A 16,496-nucleotide genomic window follows, 5' to 3' on the forward strand; every position below is an offset into this window, starting at 1 on the left:
CTCGAAGCCCGAAGCTGGAAGCCTGAAGCCCGCGCGCTTCCAGCTTCCAGCTTCCAGCTTCCAGCTCTTCAGATGAGAGCATCGAATATGAACGTATTGATCATCGGCAGCGGCGGTCGTGAACACGCCCTGGCCTGGAAAGTGGCCCAGGATTCCCGCGTCGCCAAGGTCTTCGTGGCCCCGGGCAACGCTGGCACCGCCACCGAAACCAAGTGCGAGAACGTCGTCATCGACGTACTGGCCATCGAACAACTGGCCGACTTCGCCGCCCAGAATGTGCAGCTGACCATCGTCGGGCCCGAGGCCCCCCTGGTGAAGGGCGTGGTGGACCTGTTCCGCTCCCGCGGCCTGGACATCTTCGGCCCCACCGCCGGCGCCGCGCAGCTGGAAGGCTCCAAGGCCTTCACCAAGGACTTCCTGGCGCGCCACAAGATCCCCACCGCCGACTACCAGAACTTCACCGAAGTCGAGCCGGCCCTGGCCTACCTGCGCGAGAAAGGCGCACCGATCGTGGTCAAGGCCGACGGCCTGGCCGCCGGCAAGGGCGTGATCGTCGCCATGACCCTGGCCGAAGCCGAGGACGCCGTGCGTGACATGCTCTCCGGCAACGCCTTCGGCGACGCCGGTGCCCGCGTGGTGATCGAGGAGTTCCTCGACGGCGAGGAAGCCAGCTTCATCGTCATGGTCGACGGCAAGAACGTGCTGCCCATGGCCACCAGCCAGGACCACAAGCGCGTTGGCGATGCCGACAGCGGCCCCAACACCGGCGGCATGGGCGCCTACTCCCCGGCACCGGTGGTGACCGCCGACGTGCACCAGCGCGTGATGGACGAGGTGATCTACCCCACCGTCCGCGGCATGGCCGAGGAAGGCAACGTCTACACCGGCTTCCTCTACGCCGGCCTGATGATCGACAAGGCCGGCGCGCCCAAGGTCATCGAGTTCAACTGCCGCTTCGGCGACCCGGAAACCCAGCCCATCATGGTGCGCCTGGAGTCGTCCCTGGTCCTGCTGGTGGAAGCCGCCCTGGCCAAGGCCCTGGACAAGGTCGAAGCCACCTGGGACCCGCGTCCCACCGTGGGCGTGGTACTGGCCGCAGGCGGCTACCCGGGCGACTACGCCAAGGGTGACGTGATCTCAGGCCTGGCCGACGCCGCCGAACTGGACGGCAAGGTGTTCCACGCCGGCACCGCGCTGAAGGATGGCCAGGTGGTCACCGCCGGCGGCCGCGTGCTCTGCGCCACGGCCATCGGCCCGAGCGTCCACGAAGCCCAGCAGCAGGCCTACCGCCTGGCGAAGAAGATCAGCTGGAACGGCTGCTTCTACCGCACCGATATCGGTTACCGCGCCATCGCCCGCGAACGCGGCGAAGGTTGAAGGTAAAAAACCGGTAAACCTGCAGAAGAGGCGGCCATATGGCCGCCTTTGTCATATTCCACCGGCCGGTGCTTGGCTATAATCCGGCCACTCACTCACGAAGGGACTTCGCCCGTGCGCCGGCTCAGGATTGCCATCGGTCTTAGCGTCAGCCTGCTGCTGACCCTGCTCTGCCTGCCATCGGCGCAAGCCAGGGATAGCGCGCACTGGAGCATGCTGCTCGATCCCACCGCCAGCCTGCAGCTCGAAGACATCCGCGCCCAGCAGTCCGCCTCGCAATTCACCCCCGTCGACCTCGAACGCCTCTACACCCCCGGTGGCAACAGCGCCCTCTGGCTGCACTACCAATTGCCCCCCGGCGATCACGAACAGCTGCTGCGGGTCTTCGCGCCCTACCTGTCGTTCCTCGACCTCTATGTGATCCGTGGCGATGAGCTCATCGACCACACCCGCACCGGCAGCCGCCTGCCCTTCAGCGACCGCCCGCTGCCCAGCCGGGACTTCCTCCTGCCGCTGCCCATGCGCAGCGAGCCGCTGGAGCTCTACCTGCGGCTCTCCTCCGAACACGCCCTGCGCCCCACCGTGTCCCTGCAATCGGCCGTGAGCATGGCCGCCGACGACAGCCGCCCACTGCTCTTCGGCGTGCTCATCGGCAGCCTGCTGATGCTGGTGGTGCACAACCTCCTGCGTTTCGGCTACGCCCGCGCCACCAGCGGCCTGTGGCTGGCCGCCACCCAGCTGTGCCTGGTGGGTACCGCCCTCAGCCTGCTGGGCATCAGCGCACCCTGGCTGCACAGCTGGCAGAGCGCGCAACCGCAGATCGCCAACCTGTCGATGCTGCTGGCCATGCTCTGCGCGCTGTTCTTCACCGCCAGCTTCTTCCGCAAGGTCTGCCCCAGCACCCCGCTCAATGGCGTGCTCGTCGGCGAGATCGTGCTCATCGGCGTCATCGGCATGCTGCTGATGATCGCCACCGACCTGATGTTCAACCAGCTGGTCTACGCCATGGCGGCGCTCACCGGCGTGAGCATCCTCTTCGTCTCGCTGCACCACTGGCGGCGCGGCTACCGCCCGGCGCGCATGTTCACCCTGGCGCTGCTGGTCTACACCGTCGCCTTCATCAGCGCCCTGCCGGCGCTGTTCGGCTACTGGTCGGTGCAGTCCGACTGGCTGGCCTTCGGCCTGCTGGCGGTCACCGCCATCAGCGGCGTGCTGATGAGCATCGCCATGAGCGAACGCCAGCGGCGCATCCTCCTCGACGATTTCAGCGTCAGCCGTGAAGCGGCGGCCAGCTCCGCCGAGCTCAAGGCCAAGGGCGAGTTCCTGGCCAAGATCAGCCACGAGATCCGCACCCCCATGAACGGCGTGCTGGGCATGACCGAGCTGCTGCTCGGCACCCCGCTGTCGGCCAAGCAACGCGACTACGTGCAGACCATCCACAGCTCCGGCAACGAGCTGCTCACCCTGATCAACGAAATCCTCGACATCTCCAAGCTGGAATCCGGGCAGATCGAGCTGGATGACGTGCAGTTCGACCTCAACGCCCTGATCGACGATTGCCTGGACATCTTCCGTGCCAAGGCCGAGCAGCAGAAGGTCGAGCTCATCAGCTTCATGCAGCCCCAGGTGCCGCGCGTCATCAGCGGCGACCCGACGCGCCTGCGCCAGGCCCTGCTGAGCCTGCTGGACAACGCCTTCAAGCAGACCGACGAAGGCGAGATCCTCCTGGTGGTGGCCCTGGACACCAGCGGCAACGAACCGCGCCTGCGCATCGCCGTGCAGGACAGCGGCCGCCCCCTGGAAGCCGCCGAGCGCGACGCCCTGCTCAACGCCGAGCTGCACAGCAAGGACTTCCTCTCCGCCACCAAGCTCGGTGGCCGCCTGGGCCTGATCATCGCCCGCCAGCTGGTGCGCCTGATGGACGGCGAGTTCGGCGTGCAGACCGGCGGCAACCAGGGCAGCACCCTGTGGCTGACCCTGCCCCTGGAAAGCGAACGCCTGGAGCAACCCGCCTCCGACTTCGACGGCCCCCTGCAGGGCGCGCGCCTGCTGGTGGTGGACGACAACGACACCTGCCGCAAGGTGCTGATGCAGCAGTGCAGCGCCTGGGGCCTGCAGGTCAGCGCCGTGCCCTCCGGCAAGGAGGCCCTGGCCCTGCTGCGCACCAAGGCGCACCTGCGCGAATACTTCGACGTGGTGCTGCTGGACCAGGACATGCCCGGCATGACCGGCATGCAGTTGGCCGCCAAGATCAAGGAAGACCCGAGCCTCAACCACGACATCCTGATCATCATGCTCACCGGCATCAGCAACGCGCCGAGCAAGATCATCGCCCGCAACGCCGGCATCAAGCGCATCCTCGCCAAGCCGGTGGCCGGCTACACCCTCAAGACCACCCTCGCCGACGAGCTCAACCAGCGCGCCGCCGGTGGCGCGGCGGCCCTGCCCGGCTCCCAGGTCAGCACCCCGCTCAACGTGCCCAACGACTTCCGCATCCTGGTGGCCGAGGACAACAGCATCTCCACCAAGGTCATCCGCGGCATGCTCAGCAAGCTCAACCTGCAGCCGGACACCGCCAGCAACGGCGAGGAAGCCCTCAGCGCGATGAAGAACCAGCAGTACGACCTGGTGCTGATGGACTGCGAAATGCCGGTGCTCGACGGCTTCTCCGCTACCGAGATGCTGCGCAACTGGGAAAGCGAAGAGCAGCGCCCGCGCACCCCGGTGGTGGCCCTCACCGCGCACATCCTCACCGAGCACAAGGAACGCGCCCGCCAGGCCGGCATGGACGGCCACATGGCCAAGCCCGTCGAGCTCTCCCAGCTGCGCGAGCTGATCGAGCACTGGGTCGCGGAAAAGGAAATGCGCCGCCAGCACGAACCCGACGACGCCCTGCATTCCTGATCCCCCGTAGCCCGGGCTTCAGCCCGGGATTCCCATCGCGAATGAATTCGCTCCTACAAGAGCGGCGGCGCTGCGCACCGCTTGGCGACTGAAGTCGCCCCTACGAAGGCCTCACGCCCGCGCGCGGACATGACCGCTATGTAGGGTGGATGACGCTCTTTTCATCCACCAAGCGGGGTCGGGTCTGGCATACCAATGTGCCTGGCTCCGGGAGAGCGGTGGGCTGAAGCCCACCCTACGCCCACCCCGACCACCCGGCCTTCACCGAAATCCACCCACGACCACCTGCGCCAGCCCTACGCCCATCTACGCGCGCGCGCGTATGATGACCCGCCGCCAGGGCGACCCGGATCAACGGGCGCAACCCTCGGCTGCTCCTACACTCACAACACTCTCCATCACGAGCCCGTCCGATGCTCTCCATGATGTTCAGCCTGTACCTGAAGATGCTGGTGCTCTACAGCCCCTTCTTCGTCCTTTCCTGCTTCATCGGCCTGACCCGCGGCTACACGGTCAAGGAGCGCAAGCGCCTGGCCTGGAAGGTCGCCCTCGGCACCCTCGTGGCCAGCGTGCTGCTGTACCTGTTCGGCCAGAGCATCTTCAACGTCTTCGGCATCACCATCGACGCCTTCCGCATCGGCGCCGGCAGCGTGCTGTTCATCTCCGCCCTCGGCATGGCCCAGGGCAAGCCGGCGGTGCAGTCGGACAACGTGCAGCAGGACGTCACCATCGTGCCGCTGACCATTCCCCTCACCGTCGGCCCCGGCACCATCGGCGCCATGCTGGTGATGGGCGCCGGGCACCACCACTGGAACGACAAGCTCACCGCCCTGGCCGCCATCGCCCTCGCCAGCGTCACCGTCGGCGTGGTGCTCTACCTCTCCAACCGCATTGAACGCATCCTCGGCGAGCAGGGCCTGCAGATCGTCAGCCGCCTGATGGGCCTGTTCGTCTGCGCCCTCGCGGCCCAGATCATCTTCACCGGGGTGAAGAACTACCTGGCGCCCTGAAAGCGTGCACCCCGTGACCTGACCGACCGTTCAGCTTGTCGCCGCGCACCGCAATGGAGCGCGGCGATTTTCCCGAAATCCTGCTAAGAATCCCGCAAAGCCCTCTAAATCAAGCCTTTAGCGCCGTTGGCACGGATGCTGCCAATGCACTGACAGCAGTACAGATGACCGTACTGATGACCCCATTTCGGTCCCATCCCACTGTCATTGCATGGACAGCCAAGGAGGCTTTACATGAAACGCCGTCCCTTCCTGAAATCCACCCTCGCCGCCAGCGCCCTGGTACTGACCGGCCTGTTCCCCTTCACCCTGCAGGCCGCCGAGACCATCAAGGTCGGCATCCTGCATTCGCTGTCCGGCACCATGGCCATCTCCGAGACCTCGCTCAAGGACATGGCGCTCATGACCATCGACGAGATCAACGCCAAGGGCGGCATCAACGGCAAGAAGCTGGAACCCGTGGTGGTCGACCCCGCCTCCAACTGGCCGCTGTTCGCCGAGAAGGCCCGCCAGCTGCTGACCAAGGACAAGGTGGACGTAGTCTTCGGCTGCTGGACCTCGGTGTCGCGCAAGTCCGTCCTGCCGGTGTTCGAGGAGCTCAACGGCCTGCTGTTCTACCCCGTGCAGTACGAGGGTGAAGAGCTCTCGCCCAACGTCTTCTACACCGGCGCAGCGCCGAACCAGCAGGCCATCCCGGCGGTGGAATACCTGATGAGCGAAGACGGCGGCGCCGCCAAGCGCTACTTCCTGCTGGGCACCGACTACGTCTACCCGCGTACCACCAACAAGATCCTGCGCAGCTTCCTGCACAGCAAGGGCGTGGCGGACAAGGACATCGAAGAGGTCTACACCCCCTTCGGCCACAGCGATTACCAGACCATCGTCGCCAACATCAAGAAGTTCTCCGCCGGCGGGAAGACTGCGGTGATCTCCACCGTCAACGGCGACTCCAACGTGCCCTTCTACAAGGAGCTGGCCAACCAGGGCATCGAGGCCACCGACATCCCGGTGGTGGCCTTCTCCGTGGGCGAGGAAGAACTGCGCGGCATCGACACCAAGCCGCTGGTGGGCCAGCTGGCCGCCTGGAACTACTTCGAGTCCGTGGATAACCCGGTGAACAGCAAGTTCGTCACCGACTGGAAGGCCTACGCCAAGGCCAAGAACCTGCCCAACTACAGCACCGCCGTGACCAACGACCCCATGGAAGCCACCTACGTCGGCATCCACATGTGGGCCCAGGCGGTCGAGAAGGCCGGCACCACCGACGTCGACAAGGTCCGTGAAGCCATGGGCGGCCAGACCTTCGCCGCGCCCTCCGGCTACACCCTGACCATGGACAAGACCAACCACCACCTGCACAAGCCGGTGATGATCGGCGAGGTTCAGGAAGACGGTCAGTTCTCCGTGGTCTGGCAGACCGAAGGCCCGCTGCGCGCCCAGCCGTGGAGCCCCTTCATCCCCGGCAACGACAAGAAGCCGGACTATGCGGTGAAGAACTAAGCCGGAAGTCTTAGCCGAGAGCCGGAAGCCGGAAGTACCTCACTTCCAGCTTCTAGCTTCCAGCTTCCGGTCCCCGCCGATAACGGAGCCTCCCCTCCATGCCCACCTGCCTTTTCCGAATCCTCCTGTCCCTGGCCCTGTTGCTGCCCCTGGCGGCCCAGGCCGGTGACGCCAACGACTTCGCTGCCGCCAACCCGGGCCAGCAGGCCAAGCTGCTGGAACACTGGGCCGCCGAGCCCGACGCCGCGCGCCAGCCCCTGCTCGATGCCCTGCAACAGAACCGCTTTGCCGTCGACGCCAAGCTGGCCTACTTCGAACAGGACGGCACCTGGCTGGCCGCCGAGGGCGACGCCGCCCCCGCCGCCACGCCGAAGAAGCTGCGCCTGAACAACCGCCTGCGCGGCCTGCTGATCACCGCCCAGGCCAGCCACGAGTTACTCGCCGCCGAACCCGCCGCGCGCCTGGACGCCGCCCGCCAGCTGCAGAAGAGTGCCAAGCCCGCACAACTGCCGCTGCTCAACCAGCGCATGGTCGCCGAGGAAGACAGTGCCGTGCGTGACGCCATCGGCCTGGCCCTGGCCAACCTGCAGCTGGTCGACCCCGACCCGGCCATCCGCCTCAACGCCGTGCGCCTGCTGGGCGAAACCGGCGACCCGCTGGCCCGCACCCGCCTCGAGGCGCTGCTCGACCCAGCAGTGGAAACCGACGCCGCGGTGCGCACCGCCGCCGAAACCAGCCTGGCCCAGGTCAAGCGCCGGCTGGCGCTGGGCGAAGTGCTCGGCCAGGCCTTCAGCGGCCTGTCCCTGGGCTCCATCCTGCTGCTCGCCGCCCTCGGCCTGGCCATCACCTTCGGCCTGCTCGGGGTGATCAACATGGCCCACGGCGAGATGCTGATGCTCGGCGCCTACTCCACCTACATCGTGCAGCTGATGTTCCAGCGCCTGGCGCCGGAGCTGCTCGCCCTCTACCCGCTGGTGGCGCTGCCGGTGGCCTTCTTCGTCACCGCCGCCATCGGCATGGCCCTGGAGCGCACGGTGATCCGCCACCTCTATGGCCGCCCCCTGGAAACCCTGCTCGCCACCTGGGGTATCAGCCTGATGCTGATCCAGCTGGTGCGCGTGGTGTTCGGTGCGCAGAACGTCGAGGTGGCCAACCCGGCCTGGCTCTCCGGCGGCATCCAGGTGCTGCCCAACCTGGTGCTGCCGTACAACCGCATCGTCATCATCGGCTTCGCCCTGTTCGTGGTGGCGCTGACCTGGCTGCTGCTGAACCGCACGCGCCTGGGCCTCAACGTCCGCGCCGTCACCCAGAACCGCAACATGGCTGCCTGCTGCGGCGTACCCACCGGCCGCGTCGACATGCTCGCCTTCGGCCTCGGCTCCGGCATCGCCGGGCTCGGCGGCGTGGCCCTGTCGCAGATCGGCAACGTCGGGCCCGACCTCGGCCAGGGCTACATCATCGACTCCTTCCTGGTGGTGGTGCTCGGTGGCGTCGGCCAGCTGGCCGGCAGCGTGATGGCGGCCTTCGGCCTGGGCGTGGCGAACAAGATCCTCGAACCACAGATCGGCGCCGTGCTGGGCAAGATCCTGATCCTCGCGCTGATCATTCTCTTCATCCAGAAACGCCCCCAGGGCCTCTTCGCATTGAAAGGACGGGTGATCGACTGATGAACCAGCCCCTGACCCTCACCGCCGCGCAGAAGGCCGGCCCCAAAGTCACCCTCGGTGTCGGCGCCCTGGTGCTGGCGGTGCTCGTCGCCCTGCCGCTGCTGCACCTGCTGCCAGCCGACAACCCGCTGCAGGTCTCCGCCTACACCCTCACCCTGGTGGGCAAGATCCTCTGCTACGCCATCGTCGCCCTGGCCCTGGACCTGGTCTGGGGCTACGCCGGGCTGCTGTCCCTGGGCCACGGGCTGTTCTTCGCCCTCGGCGGCTATGCCATGGGCATGTACCTGATGCGCCAGAGCGCCGGTGACGGCCTGCCGGCCTTCATGAGCTTCCTCGCCTGGAGCGAACTGCCCTGGTACTGGACCGGCACCTCCAGCTTCCTCTGGTCGCTGTGCCTGGTGGTGCTCGCCCCCGGCCTGCTGGCCCTGGTGTTCGGTTTCTTCGCCTTCCGCTCGCGGATCAAGGGCGTGTACTTCTCGATCATGACCCAGGCCCTGACCTTCGCCGGCATGCTGCTGTTCTTCCGCAACGAGACCGGCTTCGGCGGCAACAACGGCTTCACCGACTTCAAGCGCATCCTCGGTTTCGACATCACCGCGCCGGGCACCCGCGCCGTGCTGTTCCTGGCCACGGTGGCGCTGCTGGTGAGTGCCCTGCTGCTGGGCTGGCGCCTGTCGAAGAGTAAGTTCGGCCGGGTGCTCACCGCCCTGCGCGACGCCGAGAACCGCCTGATGTTCTGCGGCTACGACCCGCGCGGCTACAAGCTGTTCATCTGGGTGCTATCGGCCGTGCTCTGCGGCCTGGCCGGCGCGCTGTACGTGCCCCAGGTGGGCATCATCAACCCCAGCGAGATGTCGCCGACCAACTCCATCGAGGCTGCCGTCTGGGTGGCCCTGGGCGGGCGCGGCTCGCTCATCGGCCCGCTGCTGGGCGCCGGCCTGGTCAACGGCATGAAGAGCTGGTTCACCGTGGCCTTCCCGGAATACTGGCTGTTCTTCCTCGGCGCCCTGTTCATCGTCGTCACCCTGTTCCTGCCCAAGGGCCTGTTCGGCCTGCTGCGCAAGGAGAAGGACCAATGAGAGCGACCCCGGTACCCGAACTCATGCTCGAACCCGCCTACGACCCCAACAGCGACGCCGGCACCGGCCGCGACGCCCTCGGCCTCGGCCAGAGCGCCGGCAAGGGCCTGAACACCCGCCACGGCACCATCCTCACGCTGGAAGACATCAGCGTCAGCTTCGATGGCTTCAAGGCGCTCAACGACCTCAACCTGTACATCGGCGTCGGCGAGTTGCGCTGCATCATCGGCCCCAACGGCGCGGGCAAGACCACGCTGATGGACGTGATCACCGGCAAGACCCGCCCCACCACCGGCAGCGCCTGGTTCGGCGAGACCCTGGACCTGACCCGCATGAGCGAGGTGCAGATCGCCCAGGCCGGCATCGGCCGCAAGTTCCAGAAGCCCACGGTGTTCGAAGCGCTGACGGTGTTCGAAAACCTGGAGCTGGCGCAGAAGACCGACAAATCGGTGTGGGCCAGCCTGCGCGCCAAACTCTCCGACGAGCAGAAGGACCGCATCGACGAGGTACTCGCCACCATCCGCCTGCAGGACTCGCGACGCCGCCCGGCGGGCCTCCTGTCCCACGGCCAGAAGCAGTTCCTGGAGATCGGCATGCTGCTGATGCAAGACCCGCAACTGCTGCTGCTCGACGAACCGGTGGCGGGCATGACCGACGCCGAAACCGAATTCACCGCCGAGCTGTTCAAGGGCCTGGCCGGCAAGCACTCGCTGATGGTGGTGGAGCACGACATGGGCTTCGTCGGCAGCATAGCCGACCACGTCACCGTGCTGCATCAGGGGCATGTGTTGGCCGAGGGCTCGTTGGCGGACGTGCAGGCGAATGAACAGGTGATCGAGGTTTATTTGGGACGTTGAGCTGAAAGCCGGAAGCTTGAAGCTGGAAGCAAGAGCCGCTCCGATGCGCTTTTTCTTCCAGCTTCCGGCTTCGAGCTTCCAGCTCCTCCACCGAGGACTAGACATGCTTCAAGTGAAACAGCTGCATCAATACTACGGCGGCAGCCACATCCTCCGCGGCCTGTCGTTCGAGGTGAAGGTTGGCGAGGTCACCTGCCTGCTCGGGCGCAACGGCGTGGGCAAGACCACGTTGCTGAAATGCCTGATGGGCCTGATCCCCGCGAAGAAAGGCGCGGTGAACTGGGAGGGCAAGCCGATCACCGGCTCCAAGCCGCACCAGCGCGTGCACGCCGGCATCGCCTACGTGCCCCAGGGCCGCGAGATCTTCCCGCGCCTGACGGTGGAGGAGAACCTGCTCATGGGCCTCTCCCGCTTCAGCGCCAAGGAAGCCAAGGCGGTGCCCGAGTTCATCTACGAGCTGTTCCCGGTGCTGCGGGAGATGAAGCACCGCCGCGGCGGCGACCTCTCCGGCGGCCAGCAGCAACAACTGGCCATCGGCCGCGCCCTGGCCAGCCGGCCGCGCCTGCTGATCCTCGACGAGCCCACCGAAGGCATCCAGCCCTCGGTGATCAAGGAGATCGGCGCGGTGATCCGCAAACTGGCCGAGCGCGGCGACATGGCCATCCTGCTGGTGGAGCAGTTCTACGACTTCGCCGCCGAGTTGGCCGACCAGTACCTGGTGATGAGCCGGGGCGAAATCATCCAGCAGGGGCGCGGGGAAAACATGGAAGCCGAAGGCGTGCGCGGCCTGGTGACGATCTGACCCCAGGCCCGGCCCCGTGCACCGAATGGGTTCAGGGCACGCCTCTTGCTTTGCCCGGTCGGTCAACTATTTTGCGGATGCCTCCACAGCCATGAACCTGCCCGCAGCCCTGTTCACGCCGAGCTGGCACGCCGAGCTGGAGCTGGGCTACGCCCGCCGGGACGAACGCACCATTCCGGTGCTTCGCCGCCACCTCGGCCCCCTGAGGGTGCAAAAGCACCTCCATGCCGAAGGCCCCGAGGTGTGCCAGCACATCATCGTGCACCCGCCTGGCGGCATCGCCGGCGGCGACCGCCTGGACATCACCGCCCAGGTAGGCGACGGCGCCTGGGCGCAACTCACCAGCCCCGGCGCGGCCAAGTGGTACCGCGCCCGGGGCCCGGCCTTCCAGGCGCTCGCCCTGCGCGTCGAGGCCGGCGCCACCCTGGAGTGGCTGCCCCAGGAAACCATCGTCTTCTCCGGCGCCCAGGCCGAGTTGAGCACCCGCATCGACCTGGCCGCCGACGCCCGGCTGTTCTACTGGGACGTGGTCGCCCTCGGCCGCCCCGCCGCCGGCGAGCACTTCGCCAGCGGCCACTTCCAGGCACAGCTGGACATCCGCCGCGACGGCCGCGCGCTGTGGCACGAGCGCCAGCGCATCAGCGGCGACGACGGCCTGCTCGACTCGCCCATCGGCCTCGCCGGGCAACCGGTGTTCGCCACCCTGATCGCCACCGGCCAGCTCGACCCGGAGCTGCTGGAACGCTGCCGCGAACTGCCCTCGGCGGTGCGCGGCGACCTGACCCAACTGCCCGGCCTGCTGGTGGCCCGCTGCCTGGCCAGCGAAGCCCTGCACGCGCGCGCCTGGCTGATCGACCTCTGGCGCCTGTTGCGCCCTGCCCTGCTCGGCCGCGACGCCGTGCCGCCACGAATCTGGAGTACCTGATGGACCTCACCCCAAGAGAGAAAGACAAGCTGCTGATCTTCACCGCCGGCCTGGTCGCCGAGCGGCGCCTGGCCCGTGGTGTGAAGCTCAACTACCCGGAAGCCATGGCCTACATCTCCGCCGCCCTGCTCGAAGGCGCCCGCGACGGCCGCACCGTGGCCGAGCTGATGCATTTCGGCACCACGCTGCTGGCCCGCGACCAGGTGATGGAAGGCGTGCCGGAGATGATCCCGGAGATCCAGATCGAAGCCACCTTTCCCGACGGCACCAAGCTGGTGACCGTGCACCAGCCGATTGTGTGATGACCGCGATGAACAACGAGATCCGTGACGCCAGCGAAGCCGACCTGCCCGGCATCCTGGCCATCTACAACGCCGCCGTGGAGCACACCACGGCGATCTGGAACGAAAACCTGGTGGACCTGGCCAACCGCCGTGCCTGGCTGGCCGAACGCAGCGGCGCCGGCTTCCCGGTGCTGGTAGCGCGTGACGCTGCCGGCGAGGTGGTCGGCTATGCCAGCTATGGCGCCTGGCGGCCCCATGACGGCTACAAGCACACCGTCGAGCACTCGGTCTACGTGCGTGCCGATCAGCGCGGCAAGGGCCTCGGGCCGCAGCTGATGCAGGCACTGATCGAACGCGCCCGATCAGCCGGGCTGCATGTGATGGTGGGGGCCATCGAATCCGAGAACACCGCCTCCATCCGCCTGCACCAGCGCCTCGGCTTCGCCATCACCGGCCAGATGCCCCAGGTCGGTCGCAAGTTCGGCCGCTGGCTGGACCTCACCTTCATGCAACTCATCCTGGAGTGACTTCCATGATTCCCGGCGAATACCAGATCCAGGACGGCGAGATCGAACTCAACGCCGGCCGCCGCACCCTGACCCTGAGCGTGGCCAACACCGGCGACCGGCCGATCCAGGTCGGCTCGCACTACCACTTCTTCGAAACCAACGACGCCCTCGCCTTCGACCGCGCCGCCGCCCGCGGCATGCGCCTGAACATCCCGGCCGGCACCGCCGTGCGCTTCGAGCCGGGCCAGAGCCGCGAGGTGGAACTGGTGGACCTCGCCGGCCTGCGCCGGGTGTTCGGCTTTGCCGGAAGGGTGATGGGCGATCTTTGATAGGGCGCTGAAAGCCGGAAGCTCGAAGCTGGAAGCGGACCGCGCCGGCTGATGCTTCCAGCTTCTGGCTTCAAGCTTCCAGCTATTCGGGAACCGAGATATGAAAATCAGCAGAAAGGCATATTCCGACATGTTCGGCCCCACCGTCGGCGACAAGGTGCGCCTGGCCGACACCGAGCTGTGGATCGAGGTCGAGAAGGACTTCACCACCTATGGCGAGGAAGTGAAGTTCGGCGGCGGCAAGGTGATCCGCGACGGCATGGGCCAGGGCCAGCTGCTGGCGGCCGAGGTGGTCGACACGCTGATCACCAACGCGCTGATCATCGACCACTGGGGCATCGTCAAGGCTGACGTCGGCCTCAAGGACGGGCGCATCGCGGCCATCGGCAAGGCCGGCAACCCGGACATCCAGCCCGACGTCACCATCGCCATCGGCGCCAGCACCGAGGTGATCGCCGGCGAGGGCATGATCCTCACCGCCGGCGGCATCGACACCCATATCCACTTCATCTGCCCGCAACAGATCGAAGAGGCGCTCATGAGCGGCGTCACCACCATGATCGGTGGCGGCACCGGCCCGGCCACCGGCACCAACGCCACCACCTGCACCTCGGGCCCCTGGCACATGGCGCGCATGCTCCAGGCCGCCGACGCCTTCCCGATGAACATCGGCTTCACCGGCAAGGGCAACGCCTCGCTGCCGGAACCGCTGATCGAGCAGGTCAGGGCCGGCGCCATCGGCCTCAAGCTGCACGAGGATTGGGGCACCACCCCGGCCGCCATCGACAACTGCCTGAGCGTGGCCGACCAGTACGACGTGCAGGTGGCGATCCACACCGACACCCTCAACGAATCCGGCTTCGTCGAAACCACCCTGGGCGCCTTCAAGGGCCGCACCATCCACACCTACCACACCGAAGGTGCGGGGGGCGGCCACGCGCCGGACATCATCAAGGCCTGCGGCTTCGCCAACGTGCTGCCCAGCTCCACCAACCCGACGCGGCCCTTCACCCGCAACACCATCGACGAGCACCTGGACATGCTCATGGTCTGCCACCACCTGGACCCGAGCATCGCCGAGGACGTGGCCTTCGCCGAAAGCCGCATCCGCCGCGAGACCATCGCCGCCGAGGATATCCTCCACGACCTCGGCGCGTTCTCGATGATCAGCTCCGACAGCCAGGCCATGGGCCGTGTGGGCGAGGTGATCACCCGCACCTGGCAGACCGCCGACAAGATGCACAAGCAGCGCGGCCCGCTGGACGGCGACGGTGCCGGCAACAGCAACTTCCGGGTCAAGCGCTACATCGCCAAGTACACCATCAATCCGGCCATCACCCACGGCATCAGCCATGAAGTGGGCTCCATCGAAGTGGGCAAGTGGGCCGACCTGGTGCTCTGGCGCCCGGCCTTCTTCGGCGTGAAGCCGACGCTGATCCTCAAGGGCGGGGCCATCGCCGCCAGCCTGATGGGCGACGCCAACGCCTCGATCCCCACCCCGCAACCGGTGCACTACCGCCCGATGTTCGCCAGCTACGCCGGCAGCCGCCACGCCACCAGCCTGACCTTCATCAGCCAGGCCGCGCTGGAGGCTGGCGTGCCCGAGCAGCTCGGCCTGAAGAAACGCATCGCAGTGGTCAAGGGCTGCCGCACCGTGCAGAAGAAGGACCTGATCCACAACGACTACACCCCGGACATCGACGTGGACCCGCAAACCTACCAGGTGAAAGCCGACGGCCAGCTGCTCTGGTGCGAACCCGCCGAGGTGCTGCCGATGGCGCAGCGGTATTTCCTGTTCTGAGCACGCCCCTGCCTGCGGCCCGGCATCGCGTAGTTGGGCTTCGCGGGGCTCGGCACCAACCTACGAGTACACCGCGGCACACCGTAGGTTGGGTTGAGGTACGAAGCCCAACGCAGCGGACCCGAACGCCGCTCCGTTGGGCCTCGCTGCGCTCGGCGCCAACCTACGGTCCGTGCAAACGGTCGCTAGGTAGTTTCACCAAATTGCCCGTCCAGCGGGTCGCAGGCCCAATCGGCCGGGAGCCGACCATCCCGGATGAAGCGATGAATGGACGAGTACGGCCAATCGACCGCACGTCTCACATGGCCGTGCTTCACCGGGTTGATGTGGATGTAGTCGACATGCCTGGCGAGGTCCTGCTCATCACGTATCTGGTGTTCCCAGAAGCGCCGCTGCCAGATGCCACGCTCACGCTTGTCGCGCCGAGAGCGATTCACCCAACCCCGCTCAGGCACCCATCGGGAAAAGCTGCCCTTGATCTGCGCCCAACGAAGGGAAAAATCAGCATCGCCCTCAGGCAGGCTCCAGATGGCATGCAGGTGGTCGGGCAGCACCACCATCGCGGGAATCTCGAAGGGATGCCGAGCCCTCACCTGCCTGACGGCCAGGCGAAGCAGGTCGATGTGCCGAGTCAGCAACCCGCTGGAACGATCGGCGAGATTGACGGTGAAGAAATACGTGCCACCGGGCACGAAGCTGCGGCGATAGCGCATGTCCAGTCCCTGGAACAGTGAAGAGATCGCCAGTCTAGGGAGCGCCCATCAAAACCGGAGCCTTGCAACGTGGAGGAAAGGTTAATGCCGCCTGTCGGACCGGAGGTTTCGGCCGGGCACTGAAGCGCATCCAGGCATCGCTGCGTTGGGCCTCGCTGCGCTCGGCGCCAACCTACATGGGGTGCCGGAGTGGGGGTAACCCCCACCAGAATTGACTCGATGGCAATTTGCCGTGTCGTGAACTCCCCCACGCAATGCCTTGTTACGAAACGCTATAGTCAGCCAGCTACACCGTCGGTGTAGGACAAAGCCTTGCCACGAAGACGAGAGTGCCGCTCAGCGCGGCCAAATAAAGGGAGTTTGTTATGGAATGGTATTTGAAGTGCATCAAGCAGCATTACTTCGACTTTAACGGCCGCGCTCGTCGCAAGGAGTACTGGATGTTCACCCTGGTGAACGTCGTGATCTCCGTCGTGCTGTCCGTGGTCCTGGGCATGATCAACGAGAACCTGGCCCTGCTGGCGAACCTGTACAGCCTCGCCGTGCTGCTGCCGGCCCTGGGCGTCACCGCGCGTCGCCTGCACGACATCGGCAAGAGCGGCTGGTGGATGCTGATCGCCCTGGTTCCGATCCTCGGCGGCCTGTACCTGCTGTTCCTGCTGGTTCAGGACAGCGTGCCGGAGACCAACGCCTACGGCCCCAACCCCAAGGCCTGATGGGTCAGGTTCCCGTCGCCCTG

The 16,496-nt window shown here is 66.6% G+C and carries 15 protein-coding genes; 14 read left to right on the forward strand and 1 reads right to left on the reverse strand.

Annotated features, from left to right (window positions below):
* The first annotated feature begins 87 nt into the window (after nt 1-87).
* The 13 genes from purD (at nt 88) to ureC (ending at nt 15,044) form a co-directional block, all read left to right on the forward strand.
* Nucleotides 88-1,377 carry a phosphoribosylamine--glycine ligase gene (gene purD / locus RTW82_RS06450; protein WP_316924591.1) on the forward strand — a complete coding sequence of 430 codons (1,290 nt, stop codon included), beginning with the start codon at nt 88-90 and terminating at the stop codon, nt 1,375-1,377.
* Between the two features lie 114 nt (nt 1,378-1,491).
* Complete coding sequence (locus tag RTW82_RS06455) at nt 1,492-4,281, forward strand: response regulator (RefSeq protein ID WP_316924592.1); 2,790 nt, start codon at nt 1,492-1,494, stop codon at nt 4,279-4,281.
* A 413-nt stretch (nt 4,282-4,694) separates the two neighbouring features.
* On the forward strand, nt 4,695-5,291 hold the full coding sequence (locus RTW82_RS06460; protein WP_263404214.1) for a MarC family protein: 597 nt from the start codon (nt 4,695-4,697) through the stop codon (nt 5,289-5,291).
* 234 nt (nt 5,292-5,525) lie between these two features.
* Nucleotides 5,526-6,791: an urea ABC transporter substrate-binding protein gene (urtA, locus tag RTW82_RS06465; protein WP_021222389.1), complete on the forward strand. Its 1,266-nt coding sequence runs from the start codon at nt 5,526-5,528 to the stop codon at nt 6,789-6,791.
* Nucleotides 6,792-6,889: 98 nt separating this feature from the next.
* Nucleotides 6,890-8,458 (forward strand): urea ABC transporter permease subunit UrtB, encoded by a 1,569-nt coding sequence (gene urtB / locus RTW82_RS06470; protein ID WP_316924593.1) that lies wholly within the window; start codon nt 6,890-6,892, stop codon nt 8,456-8,458.
* Complete coding sequence (gene urtC, locus RTW82_RS06475) at nt 8,458-9,537, forward strand: urea ABC transporter permease subunit UrtC (RefSeq protein WP_316924594.1); 1,080 nt, start codon at nt 8,458-8,460, stop codon at nt 9,535-9,537. The genes urtB and urtC overlap by 1 nt, the downstream gene beginning before the upstream one ends.
* Nucleotides 9,534-10,394: an urea ABC transporter ATP-binding protein UrtD gene (gene urtD / locus RTW82_RS06480; protein WP_316924595.1), complete on the forward strand. Its 861-nt coding sequence runs from the start codon at nt 9,534-9,536 to the stop codon at nt 10,392-10,394. Before urtC ends, urtD begins: the two co-directional genes overlap by 4 nt.
* A gap of 103 nt (nt 10,395-10,497) precedes the next feature.
* On the forward strand, nt 10,498-11,196 hold the full coding sequence (gene urtE, locus RTW82_RS06485) for an urea ABC transporter ATP-binding subunit UrtE (protein ID WP_316924596.1): 699 nt from the start codon (nt 10,498-10,500) through the stop codon (nt 11,194-11,196).
* Nucleotides 11,197-11,287: 91 nt separating this feature from the next.
* On the forward strand, nt 11,288-12,121 hold the full coding sequence (locus RTW82_RS06490) for an urease accessory protein UreD (protein WP_316924597.1): 834 nt from the start codon (nt 11,288-11,290) through the stop codon (nt 12,119-12,121).
* A complete protein-coding gene (gene ureA / locus RTW82_RS06495) occupies nt 12,121-12,423 on the forward strand; it encodes an urease subunit gamma (RefSeq protein ID WP_021222395.1) in 303 nt (100 codons plus the stop codon). Before RTW82_RS06490 ends, ureA begins: the two co-directional genes overlap by 1 nt.
* 8 nt (nt 12,424-12,431) lie before the next feature.
* Nucleotides 12,432-12,932 (forward strand): GNAT family N-acetyltransferase, encoded by a 501-nt coding sequence (locus tag RTW82_RS06500; RefSeq protein ID WP_031288895.1) that lies wholly within the window; start codon nt 12,432-12,434, stop codon nt 12,930-12,932.
* Nucleotides 12,933-12,937: 5 nt separating this feature from the next.
* A complete protein-coding gene (locus tag RTW82_RS06505) occupies nt 12,938-13,243 on the forward strand; it encodes an urease subunit beta (RefSeq protein WP_021222397.1) in 306 nt (101 codons plus the stop codon).
* A gap of 100 nt (nt 13,244-13,343) precedes the next feature.
* Nucleotides 13,344-15,044, forward strand: a complete 1,701-nt coding sequence (gene ureC, locus RTW82_RS06510) for an urease subunit alpha (protein ID WP_184492219.1) — start codon at nt 13,344-13,346, stop codon at nt 15,042-15,044.
* 185 nt (nt 15,045-15,229) lie between these two features.
* Here the strand turns inward: ureC and RTW82_RS06515 are convergent, their stop codons facing one another.
* On the reverse strand, nt 15,230-15,757 hold the full coding sequence (locus RTW82_RS06515) for an REP-associated tyrosine transposase (RefSeq protein WP_316924598.1): 528 nt from the start codon (nt 15,755-15,757) through the stop codon (nt 15,230-15,232).
* A 365-nt stretch (nt 15,758-16,122) separates the two neighbouring features.
* Here RTW82_RS06515 and RTW82_RS06520 point away from each other — a divergent pair, with 365 nt between their 5' ends.
* Nucleotides 16,123-16,473 carry a DUF805 domain-containing protein gene (locus RTW82_RS06520; protein WP_021222400.1) on the forward strand — a complete coding sequence of 117 codons (351 nt, stop codon included), beginning with the start codon at nt 16,123-16,125 and terminating at the stop codon, nt 16,471-16,473.
* The last annotated feature ends 23 nt before the right edge of the window (nt 16,474-16,496 follow it).

The sequence above is a fragment of the Pseudomonas sp. zfem005 genome, assembly GCF_032621735.1.
Lineage (GTDB): Bacteria > Pseudomonadota > Gammaproteobacteria > Pseudomonadales > Pseudomonadaceae > Metapseudomonas > Metapseudomonas solani.